The organism is Actinomycetospora sp. C-140 (genome assembly GCF_054796175.1).
In genome coordinates, this window is record NZ_JBTWNF010000024.1 from 17,668 (window position 1) to 33,182 (window position 15,515).

Here is a 15,515-nt window from a genome sequence, read left to right on the forward strand (position 1 = left end):
CCGTGATCGGGGGATCATCAGACCGCCGACCGGGCCCGGCGGGCAAGCACCCGCCGCTCAGCCGACCGCGTCCGTCCCGATCTTGAAACGGCGCACCTTGCCGACGCTCGTGCGCGGGAGGCTCTCGATGTAGTGCCACTCCCGGGGGCGTGCCGACGGCGCGAGCTGCTCGGCGGCCCAGGCCGCCAGGTCGTCCAGCGCGGGCGGGTCGGCCGGGTCGTGGGGGACGATGTAGGCGACGGGCACGTGGTCGCGGACCTCGTCGTCCCGCGCCAGGACGGCGACCTCGAAGACGCCCGGGGCCTGCGCGAGGATCGCCTCGACCTCGGTCAGGCTGACGTTCTCGCCCGCGACCTTGATGACGTCGTCGACGCGCCCGACGAAGCGCAGCGCCCCGCCGCCGGTGTCCACGGCGAGGTCGCCGGTGCGGAACCAGGTCCCGCCCTGCTCGTCGGTGGTGAAGGAGCGCTCCGTGACCGCCGGGTCGTCGAGGTACTCGCGGAAGAGGTCGACGCCCCGTTCCCCCGCCAGCGTGATCATCCCCGGCGTCCCGGACGCGGCCTCCTCGCCGGTGGCCGGGTCGACGAGGCGGACCGCGCGCCCGGCGATGGGCTCGCCGATGAGGTCCGGGGCGGGCGGCTCGCCGCGGTCCGCGGTGACGATCGCCGTCGTCTCGGTCATGCCGTAGAGCTGGCGCGGCAGGACGCCGGTGAGCTCGCCGAAGCGGCGGTGGTGATCGGGTCCCAGGTTCTGCGCGAACCAGGTGTGCCGCAGCCGGCAGGTGGTGCCCTCGGGGGTGCGCGCCAGGATCATCCGGACCGGGGCGGCGAAGAGGCTGGCGTGGGACGCCTCGAGCTCGGTCACCTGCCCGACCCACCGGCTCGCCGAGAACGTCGCGGTCAGGGCGACCGAGGCACCCACCGCGATCGCCGGCCCGAAGCAGTAGAACTGGGCGTTGGCGTGGAACAGCGGCAGCGTGACCAGCCACCGGTCGCCCGCCGCGAGGGCCGCCGCGGCCGCCATGGCCTCGGCGACGTAGCGGTAGTTGGCCTGGGTGAGCACGACGCCCTTGGGCTGCGACGTCGTGCCCGACGTGAACATCACGGCCAGGCGCGCGTCCGCCCCGACCGGGTCCGCGTCGACGGTCCGGCCGTCGCCGGCCCGGAGGCGTCCCCCCGCCCGGACGTCGACGGCGGTCTCCTCCAGCGCGAGGGGCCGCACCCTCGAGCCCTCGGCAGCCGCGCCATAGGTCTCGGCGCGCTCGGCGGCGTGGAAGCCGACCTTCGGGGAGACGCGGGCCAGCTGGGTCTCGATGTCGCGGCTGCTCGACGCCGGGTCGACGGGCACCATCCAGGCGCCCAGCTCGGCGCAGGCCAGCCACAGCGCGACGAACCCCGGACAGTTGCGCAGGCACAGGTGCACGGCGTCGCCCTCGATCACGCCGTGGGCGATGAGCAGCGCCATCGTGTCCCGCACGACGCGGTCGAACTCGTCGTAGGTCCACGTGTCCACCTCGCCGTCCTCGCCGCGGAAGACGAGGAACGGGCGGCGGCCGTGTCGCGCGACCGCGTCCTGCCAGAGGTCGGCGAAGGTCCCGGGCGTGCCGGTCGTGGTCACGGAGGGATCATGCCGGTCGCCGTCCTCCCCGGGCCAGGGGTCGGTTGCGCACGACGCTTGCGTCGGATCGACGGGTGCGGCAGCGTCCTCACAGCGGACTGTGATCCGCCTAACACGCCCGGCGAGGAGGCCGTAGCCCGATGAAGCTCGCTCTGTACCTGCCGAACTTCCGCACCGAGGTGACGATCAAGGAGCTGGAGGATCTCACCGATCTCGCCGAGGAGCTCGAGTTCGACTCGGTGTGGACGCTGGACCGCATCGTCGTGCCGGAGGCGTCCGACAACGAGCAGCTCCAGCACACCTTCGGGATGATGGACGGCCTCCCCCACGCCCTGCCGGTCGCCGCTCGCGGGCAGTGGTTCCAGGGCTACCCACTGCTCCCGTGGCTCGCCGCCCGGACCTCGACGATCCGCATCGGCCAGAGCATCATCGACACGCCGTTCCGCGCGCCGGGCGTGCTCGCGGCCGAGCTCGCGACCATCGACCACCTCTCCAACGGCCGCCTCAACGTCGGCCTCGGGGCCGGGTGGATGCCCGAGGAGTTCGCCGCGGCGAGCGCGACGGACATCTTCCCGAAGCGGCACAAGCACGTCCGCGAGACCATCGAGGTCCTGCAGGGCGTGTGGGGCAACGACCTCTTCGAGTTCCACGGCGAGTTCGCCGACTTCGACCGGTGCGGCTTCGGCGCGAAGCCGCTCCAGCAGCCCCGCCCGCCGATCTTCATGAGCGGTCTCAAGGACCCGCTGCGCTCGGCGAAGCGCATCACGAAGTACGACCTCGACGGCTGGATCGGCATCCAGGACTCGCCCGAGGGACTCGGGAGGTGGATCCAGGCCATCGACCAGCAGTTCGAGGAGATCGGCAGCCCGAAGCGGTCGAAGGACCTCGAGATCTGCAGCATGATCTGGACGGTCATCACCGACCAGGAGACCGACCAGACCGACAACGGCGTGCCGTCCAACCTCCTGGTGGGCACCGAGAAGCAGCTCACCGACCGGCTCAAGGCCTACAAGGAAGCCGGGATGACCATGCCGCTGATCTGGCCGCCGTTCACCGACGTGCCCGTGTCGAAGACGCTCGACGACCTCAAGCGGATCAACAACGACATCATGCCGAAGGTCAACGCCGCGTAGCAGGCGCACCGGGGACGTGGGCCCCGTCGCGCCACGGCGGCGCGGCGGGCCGCCCGTCCGCACGGCTGTGGCGACCCGTCCGGATGACGAGACCGGGTCGCGTGTGACAGGTGGGACCCGTGTGGTCGATGGTGCCCCGGTGGCAACGGATCGCTTCCCCGCCGCCGCGGTCGGCGCGCTCGTGACGGCGCTGGCCGCGCTCCTCGCCGTCACCCTGCAGGCCGGCCCGGCCGTCGCGGCCACGCCCGCGACACCGCCGCCACCGCCGGGGTGGCACCCCGAGGAGGACGGCGCGCACGCGGACCACGGAGCGCGCAGCGACGACGCGGATCAGGCCGGGGAGTCACTGCCGCACGGCGTCGACGTCAGCGGGCACCAGACCGACGTCGACTGGCCCGCCGCCGGCCAGGCCGGGGCGCGGTTCGCCTACGTCAAGGCAACCGAGGGCACCGACTTCCAGAACGACGACTTCTCCTCCGCGTACGACGGGGCGGCCGCCTCCGGGATGCTGCACGGCGCGTACCACTTCGCCCTGCCGGACCGCTCGGACGCCGCGACCCAGGCGACCTACCTCCTCGACCACGGCGGGGCTCCGAGCGGGGACGGCCGGACCCTGCCGCCGATGCTCGACATCGAGGACGACCCCTACGGCGACCAGTGCTACGGCATGTCGCCGGAGGACATGGTGGCGTGGATCCGGTCGTTCTCCGACACCGTCGCCGCCCGCACCCACCGCCTGCCCACCATCTACACCAGCCAGCGCTGGTGGAGCGCCTGCACCGGCGACTCCCCCGCGCTCGGCGACAACCCGCTGTTCATCGCCCACTACGACGAGGACGTGGGCACCCTGCCGGCCGGCTGGGAGCAGGAGACGTTCTGGCAGTACAGCGATTCCGGTCCCCTGCCGGGCGACCAGGACGTCTTCCACGGCAAGCCCGAGCAGCTCCAGGCGTTCGCCGCCGGCCCCCCGGCCTCGTCCGGCGCCACGTCCTCGAGCGCCCCGCCCACGTCGACGACACCGCCCACGTCGACGACACCGCCCACATCGACGACACCGCCCACCACGAGCACACCGCCCAGCACGACGTCACCGCCGTCGGACGCCCCGGATTGAGCGGCGTCACGACGTCGGTGCGCCGTCCAGATCCGGTCGCATCCCGGCGGGCAGCGGCAGGCGCAGCCCCGGCGGGGCGTGCCCGTGCCCGGCCCGCATCCGCGCCGCCAGCAGCACCGCGGTGACGGCGCCCAGCGCCGCCAGCACGAGCGCCGCCGCGATGGCGGCGAGGCCGATCGCGGTGCCGGCCGTGGGCGGCACCGGCAGCACGATCAGCACCGGGCTGAGCATCCCGAGCAGCGCCACCGCGGCCGACAGGAACGCGTCGGCCCGGATGACCGCCCGCAGCGTGGCGTCGTAGCGGAACCCGGGTGTGCCGTCCATAGCCACAGCACACCCCGGCGAGGTCACGGCGTCGATGACCTCGCAGGTCATGGGCCCGCGTCAGGCCTCCTGCGGGGTGAGGGGCGGGCCCACCACCTGGAGCCCGTACCGCGGACCGGCCTCCGTCCAGCGCTCCAGGTCGGCGGGGCTCAACCCGCCGTCCGGCAGACGACGCTCGGTGGCGGGGCGGCCGACCTCGTCGTAGATGTCGAGCAGGCCGGCCGGCAGCGCGAGCGCCAGGAACCGCGCGGGGGCCGTGCCCGTGACGCGGAACGCGTGGGGCACCCCGGACGGCAGGTAGATGAAGTCGCCGGCGCCCATCCGCGTCAGCTCGTCGCCCGCCCGATAGGTGACCGTGCCGTCGAGCACGAACCACGCCTCCGCCTCCCGCGTGTGCACGTGGAGCGGGCTGGCCTGGCCGGGCGGCTGGGTGACGACCGAGGCGGACAGCCGGCCGCCGGTGTCCTCGCCGCCGACCAGGCGCTCGAGCAACATGCCCATCGCCCAGGTGGCGGGGCCGGTTCCGGCTGCGCGGGCGACCACGCGGTCGTCGGCGGTGCTCGTCGTGGGCATCGGACCCCTCTGTGTTGACCCGAAGCTCGTTCGGATGAACAGAGGTTGGCGCGGCGCATTGCTCCTGTCAATCCGCCCGATGTACGTTCGGGCGAAATCGTGGAAGGAGCGAGGCGCTGGCGACGAGCGACGCCCGGGGTCGGCGGTCCACCCGGCGCTACCACTCCCCCCGCCGCGAGGAGCAGGCCGCGGCGACCCGCCGTGCCGTCCTCGACGCCGCCCGCGAGCTCTTCGTCCGCGACGGCTATCGGGCGACCCCGGTCGCCGAGGTCGCCCGCCGGGCCGGGGTCGCGGTCGACACGGTCTACGCCACCGTCGGCCGCAAACCGGCGCTGCTCCGCGAGGTCCTCGAGAGCGCGATCTCCGGCACCGACCACGCCGTGCCCGCACTCCAGCGGGACTACGTCGCCCGCGTGCAGGCCGCCACCACCGCCCGCGACAAGGTCCGGGCCTACGTCGACGGGCTGGTCGCGCTGCAGGTCCGCCTCGCCCCGGTGTACCTCGCCCTGCGCGACGCCGCCGGTGCCGACGCCGACTCCGCGGCGCTCTGGCAGGAGATCAGCGACCGGCGGGCCGCGAACATGCGCCTCTTCGCCGCCGACCTCCGCGGGACGGGCGAGCTGCGCCCCGAGCTGACCGACGACACCGTCGCCGACATCATCTGGAGCATGAACGGCCCCGAGTACTGGACGCTGCTGGTGGACGGCCGCGGCTGGTCGGCGGCGGCGGTCGGCGAGCACCTGGTCGACGCCTGGCAGCGGATGTTCCTGACCGCGATCCACCCCGAGGAGGACGGATGACCGAGATCGATGCCGCCGAGGCACGGCGACGTCTCGACGCCGGCGAGGCGGTGCTCGTCGACGTCCGTGAGCCCGACGAGTGGGACGCCGGCCACGCCCCGGACGCCCTCCACCGCCCGCTCGGCGACCTCGACCCGGCCGAGTTCGGCGACCGGTCGGTGATCACGACCTGCCGCGGCGGCGGGCGCGGATCGCGCGCGGCGGCCGCGCTCACCGAGGCGGGCGTCGACGCCGTCAGCCTCGGCGGTGGCCTGCGGGCCTGGGCGGACGACGGCGGCGCCATCGTGCGCGACGACGGGGCGCCGGGCTCCCTCGGCTGACGAGCACCCGTGTCCCGGGGCGACGGGTGCTCCGCCGGGTCGGGCGCCTCCGCAGCGGGTTCCGATTCGGACACACGGGTCGCCGACACCGTGCCGCCGCGGCATTGTCACGACGTCTCAGGGCGCGAGGGCGTCCGGGAAGCCGAAGGCCGCGACGAGGGCGGGGTCCGCGAACTTGACGACGCGCGCGACGCCCGCGGCGGTGGGGACGAGGACGACGACACCGTCCGCGCGCATCACGTGGTCGGGACGGCGGCGGTACACCGCAGCGGCGGGGTGGCCGTTGGCGCGGGTCGGGAGCATCCGCCACTCGCCCGGCGTGCCCAGCACGAAGGACCCGAGCACGTGGAGACACGAGCCGCGACCGGACTGCCAGTCGCGGAACGGTGTCGCCTCGAGCGTGGCGTCGGCACGCAGCACCTGTTCCAGCAGGCGGACGTCGGAGCGCTCGAACGCCGCGACGTACCCGTCGAGCAGTGCGCGGGCGCGCTCGTCGTCGGGGCCGAGCAGGTCCGCGGGGTCCGGTGCCACCTCCGCCAGCCGCGCCCGGGCGCGTTGCAGGCCGCTCTTGACCGCCGCGGTGGTGGTCCCCAGGACCTCCGCGGTCTCGGACGCGGAGAACGCCAGGACGTCGCGCAGGAGCAGGATCGCGCGCTGCCGGGCGGGCAGGTGCTGGAGGCCGGCGACGAGCGCCAGCCGGACGGACTCGCGGTCGACCACGACCGCCGCCGGGTCGTCGGCGGGCGCGACGATCCAGGCGTCCGGCAGCGGCTCCAGCCACGACACCTCGCCCGACCCGACGGTCGTCGGCGGATCGTCGCCGGCGCTCGGGCCGGTCAGCCCCGAGGGCAGGAGCCGGACGCGGCGGCGCTCGATCGCGGTGAGGCAGACGTTCGTGGCGATCGTGTGCAGCCACGTGCGCACCGAGGCGCGCCCGGCGAACCCGTCGTAGGCCCGCCACGCCCGCAGGTAGGTCTCCTGCACCAGGTCCTCGGCGTCGTGCGCCGAGCCGACCATGCGGTAGCAGTGCGCCACCAGCTCCCGACGGAACCGCTCGGTCTCGGCGCTGAACCGTCCGCGGTCGGGGGCAGCGCGCGGGTCGACTCCGGTCACGGGTCCTCTCAGGGCAGCAGCGCGAGCTTGCCGATGGTGGCACGCGCCTCCAGGTCGGCGAGCGCCGTCGCGCCGTCGGCCAGGTCGTACGCGGTGGGCCGGCCGGGCGGCACGACGCCGGCGGCGACGAGCCCGGTCAGCTCGCCCATGACCTCGCCGAAGACCGCCGGTGCGGCCCGGATCAGCGCGCCGAGGTTGAACCCGACGACGTGGACCGGGTGCCGGTACACCAGGTCCCGGGTCGTCAGCGCCGCCTCGCCGCCGGCGGAGCCCGTGACCACGACACGACCGGTCACCCGCTTCGCCGCGGCCAGGCTCGCGGCGAACACGGCGCCGCCCGCCGACTCGAGCACCAGGTCGACGCCGGCGCCCGCGGTCCGGTCCCGGACCTCGGCGGCGAGGTCGGCGCCGCGCGCGTCGAGGACGTGGTCGGCGCCCAGGGCCCGCACGACGCCGTGCTTCTCCGGCGAGGCGGCGGCGAGGACGATCGCGCCGCGGTGCTTCGCCGCGACGACCGCCGCCTGCCCGGTCGCGCCCGCGGCGGCGTGGACCAGCACCGTCTGCCCCGCCGTGAGACCGCCGAGCGGGCCGAGAGCGGCGAGCGCGGTCGGCCAGTTGACGACCAGGCCCAGCGCCTGCTGCTCGGTCCAGCCCTCGGGCAGGGGCATCGCCGCGGCCGCGGGCAGCACCACGAACTCGGCGAACGCCCCGTCGCCGACACCGACGACGCGGGTCCCCACCGCCGGACCGGTCACGCCCTCGCCCAGGGCGACGACCTCCCCGGCGGCCTCGAAGCCTGCGGTGTACACGGGGCGGGGGCCGCCCCCGAACGTGCCACGGGCCTTCGCGACGTCCGCGAAGTTCACCCCGGCCGCGACGACGCGGACGAGGACCTCGCCCGGACCGGCGCGCGGCGTCGGTACGTCGGTGACCAGGTGCATGTCGTGCGGTCCGTCGAGGGAGGTCTGCTGCAGCGCGCGCATCGTCACGGGCCCTTCGTCACCGGGGGAACGGAGGCGGACGTGCCTCCCCCCAGGTGGACCCGGGGCGGGACCGGAAGGAATCGGTGCCTCAGGGCCCGGTGATGCGCAGCCCGTCGAGCCGCACCCACGTCGCGGGACCCGTGTCCCGGTAGACGCCCTGCTTGAGGTAGTTCTCGTCGCTGGTCATGGTCGCCCGGGCCTCGCGGGGCACGGTGGCGACCCCGTTCTCCCAGCCCTCGACGAAGCCCGCGTCGTGGTCGCGGGAGAACTTCACGTGCAGGGTGTAGTCGACCCACTCGCCACGCCGGACCGGCCCGAGGGTGCGACGCGGCTCGCTGCGCAGCCCGTCGCCGCCGATCTGGACGTCACCGTCGTCGCTGACGGTGATCGCCAGGGGCGGTGAGCCGGAGCCCGCGTGCCACTGCATCACGATGAACCACACGCCGGTCGGGTTCGGGAAGTCCGCCGGGAACTTCATCGACCACTGGTACCAGCGCTCGTCGCCGTCGTGGACCACGACGCCGTCGGCGTCCGAGCGCACCTCGGCCCGCTCGCCGCCGCCGAAGTCGGGGACGTCGCCGGGCGCGACGTCGAACTGGGCCGCGTACCGGCCCTGGCGGACGTCGTCGGTGACGATCCGCATCGTGCGGTCCCCCTGCCCGAAGCCTGCGCACCGCGAGTTGGTGGTCGCCGTCTGGCAGATGTCCCACTGGCTGAAGTCGCCGGTCTCGTAGTCGCCGCGGAAGAGCTCCCGCGGCCCGACCGGGACGACCGGTCCGCCACGGTCGTTCGGGTACGCCGTGGCCGGGTCCTCGGGCGGCGGGGTCGGTGTGGGCGACGTGGTCGGCTCCCCGGGTGTGGTCGTGGGCGTGGTGGTGGGCGTGGTCGTGGGCGTGGTCGTGGGCGTGGTCGTGGGCGTGGTCGTGGGCGTGGTCGTCGTGGTGGGCGTGGCCGGGTCGCTCGGCGGCGGGGGCTCGAAGCCCTCGTCGTACCGCGACCGGGGGTCCGGCGTGGGAGGCGTCGGCGACGGTGTGCCGGACGCGCTCAGGGTGACACGGACGCCGTCCGGCGCCGCAGCGAGCACGGGCACGAGGCCCACGGCGAGGAGGAACGCGAGCGTCCCGACCAGGTGACGACCCCCAGCACCGGACACGCCGCGCCTCCCGCCTTCGGGCGGGACGGCGAGTGCCTCCCGATCCTCTGGAGATCGACGATCACGTACGGGACACGTGTGGCGCGAGTGTCGCGTGTGACGACTGGCCGTTCCGGTGACTTACAGCGGCGTGGTTCGCGCGCTCAGCCGACCGTCTTCCCCGTCGTGTCCGCGCGGGACCGGCTGGGCTGCACCCGCTTGGGCTCGCCCGGCATCTTGGGGTACTCCGGCGGGTAGGGCAGGTCGCCCAGGTCGTGGTCGCGCTGGTCGCGCTCGACCCACTCCAAGACCGTCTCGAGGCTGCCCGGGTCGTCGTGCAGGCCCGCCAGCGCATCACCCCGCTCCGCGAGCACGCCGGCGGCGGTGAGGACGTCGAAGTCGTCGGGGTCGACGTCGGCGAGGTCGTCCCACGCGAGCGGCATCGACACCGTCGCCCGCGGGGTGCCGCGCACCGACCACGCGGAGGCGATCGTGCGGTCGCGGGCGGCCTGGTTGTAGTCGAGGAACACGCGCTCGCCGCGCTCCTCCTTCCACCAGTCCACGGTCGCCTCCGACGGGATGCGCCGGCACACCTCGCGGGCGAGGGCGATCACCGCGCGGCGCACCCCGACGAAGTCCCACTCCGGGCGCACCGGCACCAGCACGTGGATCCCGCGACCGCCCGAGGTCTTCGGGCGTCCGCGCAGCCCGGCGTCGTCGAGGACCTCCCGCAGCACGCCGGCGACCCGCACGGCGTCGGCGAAGTCGGTGCCCGGCTGCGGGTCGAGGTCGATCCGCAGCTCGTCGGGCTGGTCGACCTGCCCGCGGCGCACCGGCCACGGGTGGAAGTCGAACGTGCCCAGGTTGGCCGCCCACGCGGGCACCGCCGTGCGCGTCGGACAGATCTCGGTGGCGGGCCGCCCGCTGGGGAAGCGGACCTCGACGGTGTCGACCCACTCGGGAGCGCCCTTGGGCACGCGCTTCTGGTAGAAGAACTCGCCGGTCACGCCGTCGACGAACCGCTTGAGGTGCGTGGGCCGCTCGTAGAGCACCGCGAGCAGGGGCTCGCGCACGGCGACGTAGTGCTCGACCACCTGCCGCTTCGTGATCCCCCGGTCCGGGAAGTAGATCTTGTCGGGGTTGGTGACGCGCACGGTCAGGCCGTCGACGTCGATCTCCTCGGCCGGGGACTTCGCCACGGCGGCAGGTTAGGCCCTCAGCCCTCGCCGGTCACGATGCTCTCGTCGGCGGTGCGCAGCCGGTCGGCCAGCGCCTGGAGGTCGCGGCGCATGCGCGTGATGTCCTCCTCCTCCATGCCGGTCTCGGCCCGCACGCGCTGCTGGACCGCGATCACCGGCTCGCGCAGCGCCTCGCCCTCCGGGCTGCACGTGACCTCGACGGTGCGCTCGTCCTCCGGGCGGCGCCGGCGCACGACCCGGCCGCGCTCCTCGAGACGTTGCAGCAGCGGCGAGAGCGTGCCGCTGTCGAGGTGCAGCTCGCGGCACAAGCGACCCATGGTGGTGGGCCCGTGCTCCCAGAGCACGAGCAGCACGACGTACTGGCTGTACGTCAGGCCCAGCGGGGCGAGGCCCTTGCGGAAGGACGCAGCGATCGCCCGCGACGCGTCGTGCAGCGCGAAGCACAACTGCGCGTCGAGCGTCGTGGTCGCCGTGGTGTCCGTGCTCATGACACCAGGGTAGGCCCGCCGTGAAGACCCGCGGGTTACCGTGGCGCGATGACCTCGCCCGATATGCCCCGCGACGGGGATCACACCGGTCCGCCGGGGCGCTTCGCCGAGGATCTCGTCGGCCTGGACCCGGACGACCCCGAGGCCCGGGCCTTCGCCGCACACCTGGACCGCATGGAGCGCGTCGCCCCGCCGGCGTTCACGGTCGAGGGCCAGCTGGCCGGCGTCCGCGACTTCGCCGAGTCGGCCAACCGCGCCGGCGGGGCGCGCCGGCTCGCCGCGGTCGTGCTCGTGGCCCTGGTGCTCCTGGGCACCGGCTTCGTCATCTTCGAGGCGCTCGAGGTCGTGCTCAGCTCGGCGTTCTGACCTCGCGGGGCGTATTAGCCTGGGTGCATGAGCAGTGACTCCTCGATCGGCGCCCCGAAGGTCAGCAAGTCCGACGACGAGTGGCGCGAGCAGCTCTCCCCGGAGGAGTACCAGGTGCTGCGTCAGGCGGGCACCGAGCGCCCGTTCACCGGCGAGTACGACGAGGTCTTCACCGAGGGCGTCTACTCGTGCCGGGCGTGCGGCGCCGAGCTCTTCCGTTCCGAGACCAAGTTCGCCTCGCACTGCGGGTGGCCGTCGTTCTACGCCCCCTCGGCCGACGACAACGTGATCCTGCGCGAGGACCGCGCGATGGGCATGACCCGCGTCGAGGTGCTGTGCGCCACGTGCCACTCGCACCTGGGCCACGTCTTCAGCGGCGAGGGCTACGGCACCCCCACCGACCAGCGGTACTGCATGAACTCGGTGAGCCTCCGCCTGGAGCCGACGGCCTGAACCCCCCACCTTGTTCGCTTTTTGACGGGGTCGTTACGCTTTTCGGCTCATGACCGCCGCCGTACTCCCGACGCGCGCTCACCGTCGTCGCATCCTGCGCGCCCTCGCCCGTCACCTGGCCCCGATCCAGCCCCGCCGGCTGCTCGTCGCGGCCGGCCGCCAGCTCTCGACCCGCCAGCTGACGGGCCTGCGCACCGCCCTCGGGGCGCTGGAGCAGGGCAACTGGATCCGGCAGATGGAGGCCCACGTCCCCAACCGCGGGGACCGGTTCGACGTGTTCGCCGAGATCGTGGACCGGCTGCGCTCGCCGCGGCCGCTCTACCTCGAGTTCGGCGTCCACGAGGGCCGGACCCTGCAGTGGTGGAGCGAGCACCTCGCCACCCCCGGCGCCCGGTTCGTCGGGTTCGACAGCTTCGACGGGCTGCCGAACGACTGGCACCAGGACGCCCCCGCGGGCAGCTTCGCCACCGGGATCGTCCCGCGCTTCGACGACCCGAGGGTCGAGATCGTGCCGGGGTGGTTCTCCGACACCCTGCCCGGGCGCGAGCTCCCCGAGCACGACGAGCTCGTCGTCAACGTCGACTGCGACCTGTACTCGAGCACCCGCGAGGTCCTCGACTGGCTCGAGGCGCACCTCCGCCCGGGCACGCTGGTCTACTTCGACGACCTCTTCGACCACGACGCGGAGCTCCGCGCGGTGTGGGAGTGGGTCGAGGAGCACCCGGAGACCGTGCGGCCGCTGTCGATGGCGCGCTGGGGACAGCACCTGCTCCTCGAGTACCGCTGACCGTCGCGCTGGTCCGTCCGGACCAGTGTGCGCCCCCGGGATGCGGCTTTCCGGGGGCACGCCGGTGTCCGTGACCACCCGTAGGGGGCGTGTCGGGGCACGATCGTTACGGTCGGGAGACGGCCCGCCCGCCTCCGTCTCACGGGAGAGAGGACATGCCGTCGATGACGCACCCGACCCGCCCCGGCACCGCGCCCCACCACACGCGGCGCCCGCACCCCCTCGCGGCGCGGCTCCCGCGGTTCGACGAGAGCGTCCAGTACGACGTCATCCGCGACAGCCTCATGCCCGAGGAGCACATCGACGGCGTGTACGCGAGCGACAGCGCCATCGCGCTGTGCGGGCTCACCAACCGCCGCGTGATCCTGCTCGACACCGCGTTCCCCGGGGCCCGCGCCGCCCTCATCACGGCGCCGTACAGCCGCATCACCACCGTCGCGTTCGTCTCGACCGAGGACGACCCGATCTTCTCCCGGACGGTCGCCATCCAGATCGGCCGGACGTTCTACGAGGTCGCGTGCCGCGGCGAGGAGCAGGCCGCCGAGATCCACGACCTCGTCACCTGGCACCTCATCGACCACTAGGGGTCAGGCGCTGAGAGCCGGCCTCTCCGGCGCGGCCGCCGCGAGCTCCTCGACGCCGACGGCGGCGATCCCGCGCTCGCGCGCCACGCGGACGACGTCGCCGAGCAGCGCGGGCCACGTGCACACCACGGCGTCGACGTCGCGGCCGACGAGCTCGCCGACCCGCGCGGCGATCCGGGTGCGGACGTCGCCGGTCGGGTCCAGCAGCGTGCGGTCCACGACGTGGACGTCGGTCACGCCCGGCGCGTGCTCGGCCAGCAGCCGGCGGGCCGCGTGGACATGGGCGGCCGCCACGTGCAGGAAGCCGACGGTCGCCACACACGGAATATGTCACGTCGCCCTGCGTGGTGCGCCAACTTGATCGATGTACGGCTCGTCCGGTACGCCGGACGGCACCCGAACAGGGGAGCGCGCTCAGGGAAGTGCCGTCACCAGCTGGCCCGGGGTGACCCGCGGCCCCGTGAAGAACGGGACCTCCTCCCGGACGTGGCGCCGGGCCTCGGTGGCCCGCAGGTCGCGCATGAGGTCGACGATGCGGTCGAGCTCGTCGGCCTCGAACGCGAGGATCCACTCGTAGTCGCCCAGGGCGAACGCCGGCACGGTGTTGGCGCGCACGTCGGCGTAGCCGCGGGCGGCCTTGCCGTGGTCGGCCAGCATGGTGCGCCGCTCCTCGTCGGGCAGCAGGTACCAGTCCAGCGACCGGACGAACGGGTAGAGGCAGAGGTAGCCCTTCGGCTCCTCGCCCGCGATGAACGCCGGGACGTGGCTCTTGTTGAACTCCGCGGGCCGGTGCAGCGCCGTGGCCGACCAGAACGGGGTCGAGGCACGGCCGAGACCGGTGCGACGCAGCGCGGTGTAGGTGGCCTGCAGCGCCTCGATGTCCGGGGCGTGGGTCCAGACCATCCAGTCGGCGTCCGCCCGCATGCCCGCGAGGTCGTACACCCCCCGCGTCACGACACCCTTGCCCTCGGCCTGCTCGAGCACCCCGGCGACCTCGTCGCCGAGCGCCGCGCGGTCCTCGGGCAGCCGCGCCGGGTCGGTGCGGAACACCGACCACATCGCGTAGCGGAGGGTCGAGTTGAGCTCGTCGTAGTTCAGCCGGGCCACGGTCCCATGGTGCCACCGGACCCGGAGGCCGTCCGTGGCCCGCCGATCACAGCGACTCCTCGGCGCTCGACACCCCGGGCACTCGGTCGGCCCGGAACGCCTCGACGAAGCGACGGTGGTCGTCGCGGACCACCCCGGCGTAGTCGCGGCCGAACGCGACGAGGTCGGCGACGAAGGCGTCCTCCCGGTCCCCCACGACGGCGAGGATCGCGTCCTCGACCTGGCCGGCCACCAGCGCCTGCTCGGCGTCGGCGTCGCTCACGCAGTGGGCCCGGGCGGTGGCGCGACCCAGCTGCACGAGCACGTCGCGCAGCTCGCGGGGCTCGGTGAGGTCGTCCCAGTCGAGGTCGTTCTCGTACGGGGAGAGCTCGCTGACGACGTAGCCGACGTCGCCGAGCACGGTCCAGCCGAGCAGGCGGTCCGCGTGGGCCTGCAGCGCCCGGCGGGACAGCGCGGTGCGGTGACCGTGGTGGCGGAACGACGACGCGATCTCCGGGTCGTCCACCGCGCGGCTCGGCGCGGCGCGCACGGCCTGCTTCATCGACAGGACGATGTCGTTGTCGAGCGCCTCGGTCGGGCCCTCGATCAGCACGTTGTAGGCCGGCAGCCCGGCGCTGCCGATGCCGAAGCCGCTGCGCCCGACGACGTCGTGGACGGTGTAGGCCTGCGCCGGCCAGCGCTTCGCCGGCGGGATCGTGTCGAGGTAGGCCTCGTAGGCGGCGACGACCTCGGCGCGCTCGGCGTCGTCGAGGCGCCGGACGCCGGGGCCGAGCCGGAACACCCGGTCCTCGCCCTCGATCTCGGTGAGGTCGTCGAGCAGGGCGCGCCGGCTGCGCTCCCGCGAGCGTTGCAGCGCCGCGCGGATCGGGCCGTCGGTGTTCTGGCGGGTCAGGGCGAACTCGCGCTCGGCGGAGCCGCCGGCGAACGAGCGCACGGCGGCGAGGTAAGCGCGCAGGTAGGCGGCGTTCAGCGCGTCGATGTCGGCGTCGGAGAACGCCTTGGACCAGCCGAGCAGGGCCACGCTCGCGACGAGCCGGCGCAGGTCCCAGGTCCAGGGCCCGACGTAGGCCTCGTCGAAGTCGTTGACGTCGAACACGAGCACGCCGTCGCCGTCGAGGTAGGTGCCGAAGTTCTCGGCGTGCAGGTCGCCCTGGATCCACACCCGCCGGGTCCGCTCGTCGATCCACGGGTCGTCGCGGTCGGCGAGGTCGGCGTAGAACAGGCACGCGCTGCCCCGGTAGAACGCGAACGCGTCGGCCGCCATCTTGCGGAACTTCGTGCGGAAGCCCGCCGGCGAGACCGCCATCAGGTCGGCGAACGCGTCGGCGAGCGTCGCGACGATGACCGTCGTCCGCTCCTCGTCGTCCCGGGCCCCGAGCGCTCCCGCGAGATCGTCCATACCCGGGGAGTCTGGACCGCTCG

General features: G+C 74.0%; 19 protein-coding genes and 1 pseudogene. 9 read left to right on the forward strand and 11 right to left on the reverse strand.

Annotated features, from left to right (window positions below; translation table 11 throughout):
- Positions 1-57: 57 nt before the first annotated feature.
- Positions 58-1,617 (reverse strand): class I adenylate-forming enzyme family protein, encoded by a 1,560-nt coding sequence (locus ACR9E3_RS29135; protein WP_460384367.1) that lies wholly within the window; start codon positions 1,615-1,617, stop codon positions 58-60.
- A gap of 140 nt (positions 1,618-1,757) precedes the next feature.
- Between ACR9E3_RS29135 and ACR9E3_RS29140 the strand changes: the two genes are divergently transcribed.
- Together ACR9E3_RS29140 and ACR9E3_RS29145 are read left to right on the forward strand one after the other, a co-directional pair.
- The gene (locus ACR9E3_RS29140; protein ID WP_460384368.1) at positions 1,758-2,750 is read left to right on the forward strand and encodes an LLM class flavin-dependent oxidoreductase; all 993 of its coding nucleotides are present in this window, start codon (positions 1,758-1,760) and stop codon (positions 2,748-2,750) included.
- 139 nt (positions 2,751-2,889) lie between these two features.
- On the forward strand, positions 2,890-3,864 hold the full coding sequence (locus tag ACR9E3_RS29145; protein WP_460384370.1) for a lysozyme: 975 nt from the start codon (positions 2,890-2,892) through the stop codon (positions 3,862-3,864).
- A 6-nt stretch (positions 3,865-3,870) separates the two neighbouring features.
- Here the strand turns inward: ACR9E3_RS29145 and ACR9E3_RS29150 are convergent, their stop codons facing one another.
- Together ACR9E3_RS29150 and ACR9E3_RS29155 are read right to left on the reverse strand one after the other, a co-directional pair.
- Positions 3,871-4,188, reverse strand: coding sequence for a hypothetical protein (locus tag ACR9E3_RS29150; protein ID WP_460384371.1), 318 nt, complete (start codon positions 4,186-4,188; stop codon positions 3,871-3,873).
- 60 nt (positions 4,189-4,248) lie between these two features.
- The gene (locus ACR9E3_RS29155) at positions 4,249-4,761 is read right to left on the reverse strand and encodes a cupin domain-containing protein (RefSeq protein ID WP_460384372.1); all 513 of its coding nucleotides are present in this window, start codon (positions 4,759-4,761) and stop codon (positions 4,249-4,251) included.
- A 116-nt stretch (positions 4,762-4,877) separates the two neighbouring features.
- Between ACR9E3_RS29155 and ACR9E3_RS29160 the strand changes: the two are divergent.
- From ACR9E3_RS29160 to ACR9E3_RS29170, 3 genes and pseudogenes are all read left to right on the forward strand, one after another.
- Positions 4,878-5,096 (forward strand): annotated as a pseudogene (locus ACR9E3_RS29160) (helix-turn-helix domain-containing protein); the annotation flags it as partial.
- Between the two features lie 45 nt (positions 5,097-5,141).
- The gene (locus ACR9E3_RS29165) at positions 5,142-5,561 is read left to right on the forward strand and encodes a hypothetical protein (protein ID WP_460384373.1); all 420 of its coding nucleotides are present in this window, start codon (positions 5,142-5,144) and stop codon (positions 5,559-5,561) included.
- Positions 5,558-5,881, forward strand: coding sequence for a rhodanese-like domain-containing protein (locus ACR9E3_RS29170; RefSeq protein WP_460384374.1), 324 nt, complete (start codon positions 5,558-5,560; stop codon positions 5,879-5,881). The genes ACR9E3_RS29165 and ACR9E3_RS29170 overlap by 4 nt, the downstream gene beginning before the upstream one ends.
- Before the next feature lie 117 nt (positions 5,882-5,998).
- Here the strand turns inward: ACR9E3_RS29170 and ACR9E3_RS29175 are convergent, their stop codons facing one another.
- The 5 genes from ACR9E3_RS29175 to ACR9E3_RS29195 all read right to left on the reverse strand — a co-directional run bounded on the left by ACR9E3_RS29175 (position 5,999) and on the right by ACR9E3_RS29195 (position 10,796).
- Positions 5,999-6,994 carry an RNA polymerase subunit sigma-70 gene (locus ACR9E3_RS29175; RefSeq protein ID WP_460384375.1) on the reverse strand — a complete coding sequence of 332 codons (996 nt, stop codon included), beginning with the start codon at positions 6,992-6,994 and terminating at the stop codon, positions 5,999-6,001.
- An 8-nt stretch (positions 6,995-7,002) separates the two neighbouring features.
- Positions 7,003-7,977 (reverse strand): zinc-binding dehydrogenase, encoded by a 975-nt coding sequence (locus tag ACR9E3_RS29180; RefSeq protein WP_460384466.1) that lies wholly within the window; start codon positions 7,975-7,977, stop codon positions 7,003-7,005.
- A gap of 88 nt (positions 7,978-8,065) precedes the next feature.
- The gene (locus ACR9E3_RS29185) at positions 8,066-9,130 is read right to left on the reverse strand and encodes a polysaccharide lyase (protein ID WP_460384377.1); all 1,065 of its coding nucleotides are present in this window, start codon (positions 9,128-9,130) and stop codon (positions 8,066-8,068) included.
- Between the two features lie 143 nt (positions 9,131-9,273).
- Positions 9,274-10,308, reverse strand: coding sequence for a non-homologous end-joining DNA ligase (gene ligD / locus ACR9E3_RS29190; RefSeq protein WP_460384378.1), 1,035 nt, complete (start codon positions 10,306-10,308; stop codon positions 9,274-9,276).
- Between the two features lie 17 nt (positions 10,309-10,325).
- Complete coding sequence (locus ACR9E3_RS29195) at positions 10,326-10,796, reverse strand: MarR family winged helix-turn-helix transcriptional regulator (RefSeq protein ID WP_460384380.1); 471 nt, start codon at positions 10,794-10,796, stop codon at positions 10,326-10,328.
- 48 nt (positions 10,797-10,844) lie between these two features.
- Between ACR9E3_RS29195 and ACR9E3_RS29200 the strand changes: the two genes are divergently transcribed.
- The 4 genes from ACR9E3_RS29200 (at position 10,845) to ACR9E3_RS29215 (ending at position 12,986) form a co-directional block, all read left to right on the forward strand.
- On the forward strand, positions 10,845-11,162 hold the full coding sequence (locus ACR9E3_RS29200) for a hypothetical protein (protein WP_460384381.1): 318 nt from the start codon (positions 10,845-10,847) through the stop codon (positions 11,160-11,162).
- A 27-nt stretch (positions 11,163-11,189) separates the two neighbouring features.
- Positions 11,190-11,615 (forward strand): peptide-methionine (R)-S-oxide reductase MsrB, encoded by a 426-nt coding sequence (msrB, locus tag ACR9E3_RS29205; RefSeq protein ID WP_460384383.1) that lies wholly within the window; start codon positions 11,190-11,192, stop codon positions 11,613-11,615.
- Positions 11,616-11,664: 49 nt separating this feature from the next.
- On the forward strand, positions 11,665-12,402 hold the full coding sequence (locus ACR9E3_RS29210; RefSeq protein WP_460384385.1) for a TylF/MycF/NovP-related O-methyltransferase: 738 nt from the start codon (positions 11,665-11,667) through the stop codon (positions 12,400-12,402).
- 164 nt (positions 12,403-12,566) lie between these two features.
- Positions 12,567-12,986, forward strand: coding sequence for a PH domain-containing protein (locus ACR9E3_RS29215; RefSeq protein ID WP_285649931.1), 420 nt, complete (start codon positions 12,567-12,569; stop codon positions 12,984-12,986).
- Between the two features lie 3 nt (positions 12,987-12,989).
- Here ACR9E3_RS29215 and ACR9E3_RS29220 read toward each other — a convergent pair whose 3' ends face one another.
- From ACR9E3_RS29220 to ACR9E3_RS29230, 3 genes are all read right to left on the reverse strand, one after another.
- Positions 12,990-13,304, reverse strand: a complete 315-nt coding sequence (locus tag ACR9E3_RS29220; RefSeq protein ID WP_460384386.1) for a hypothetical protein — start codon at positions 13,302-13,304, stop codon at positions 12,990-12,992.
- A gap of 96 nt (positions 13,305-13,400) precedes the next feature.
- Positions 13,401-14,093: a hydrogen peroxide-dependent heme synthase gene (gene hemQ, locus ACR9E3_RS29225; RefSeq protein ID WP_460384387.1), complete on the reverse strand. Its 693-nt coding sequence runs from the start codon at positions 14,091-14,093 to the stop codon at positions 13,401-13,403.
- A 46-nt stretch (positions 14,094-14,139) separates the two neighbouring features.
- On the reverse strand, positions 14,140-15,492 hold the full coding sequence (locus tag ACR9E3_RS29230) for a DUF2252 domain-containing protein (RefSeq protein WP_460384389.1): 1,353 nt from the start codon (positions 15,490-15,492) through the stop codon (positions 14,140-14,142).
- Positions 15,493-15,515: the final 23 nt, after the last annotated feature.

Coding starts and splice junctions, on each gene's coding strand:
- ACR9E3_RS29140 (WP_460384368.1), top strand. CDS start 1,758: ATGAAGCTCGCTCTGTACCTGCCGAACTTCCGCACCGAGGTGACGATC.
- ACR9E3_RS29150 (WP_460384371.1), bottom strand. CDS start 4,188: ATGGACGGCACACCCGGGTTCCGCTACGACGCCACGCTGCGGGCGGTC.
- ACR9E3_RS29155 (WP_460384372.1), bottom strand. CDS start 4,761: ATGCCCACGACGAGCACCGCCGACGACCGCGTGGTCGCCCGCGCAGCC.
- ACR9E3_RS29170 (WP_460384374.1), top strand. CDS start 5,558: ATGACCGAGATCGATGCCGCCGAGGCACGGCGACGTCTCGACGCCGGC.
- ACR9E3_RS29180 (WP_460384466.1), bottom strand. CDS start 7,977: ATGCGCGCGCTGCAGCAGACCTCCCTCGACGGACCGCACGACATGCAC.
- ACR9E3_RS29195 (WP_460384380.1), bottom strand. CDS start 10,796: ATGAGCACGGACACCACGGCGACCACGACGCTCGACGCGCAGTTGTGC.
- ACR9E3_RS29200 (WP_460384381.1), top strand. CDS start 10,845: ATGACCTCGCCCGATATGCCCCGCGACGGGGATCACACCGGTCCGCCG.
- msrB (WP_460384383.1), top strand. CDS start 11,190: ATGAGCAGTGACTCCTCGATCGGCGCCCCGAAGGTCAGCAAGTCCGAC.
- ACR9E3_RS29210 (WP_460384385.1), top strand. CDS start 11,665: ATGACCGCCGCCGTACTCCCGACGCGCGCTCACCGTCGTCGCATCCTG.
- ACR9E3_RS29215 (WP_285649931.1), top strand. CDS start 12,567: ATGACGCACCCGACCCGCCCCGGCACCGCGCCCCACCACACGCGGCGC.
- ACR9E3_RS29230 (WP_460384389.1), bottom strand. CDS start 15,492: ATGGACGATCTCGCGGGAGCGCTCGGGGCCCGGGACGACGAGGAGCGG.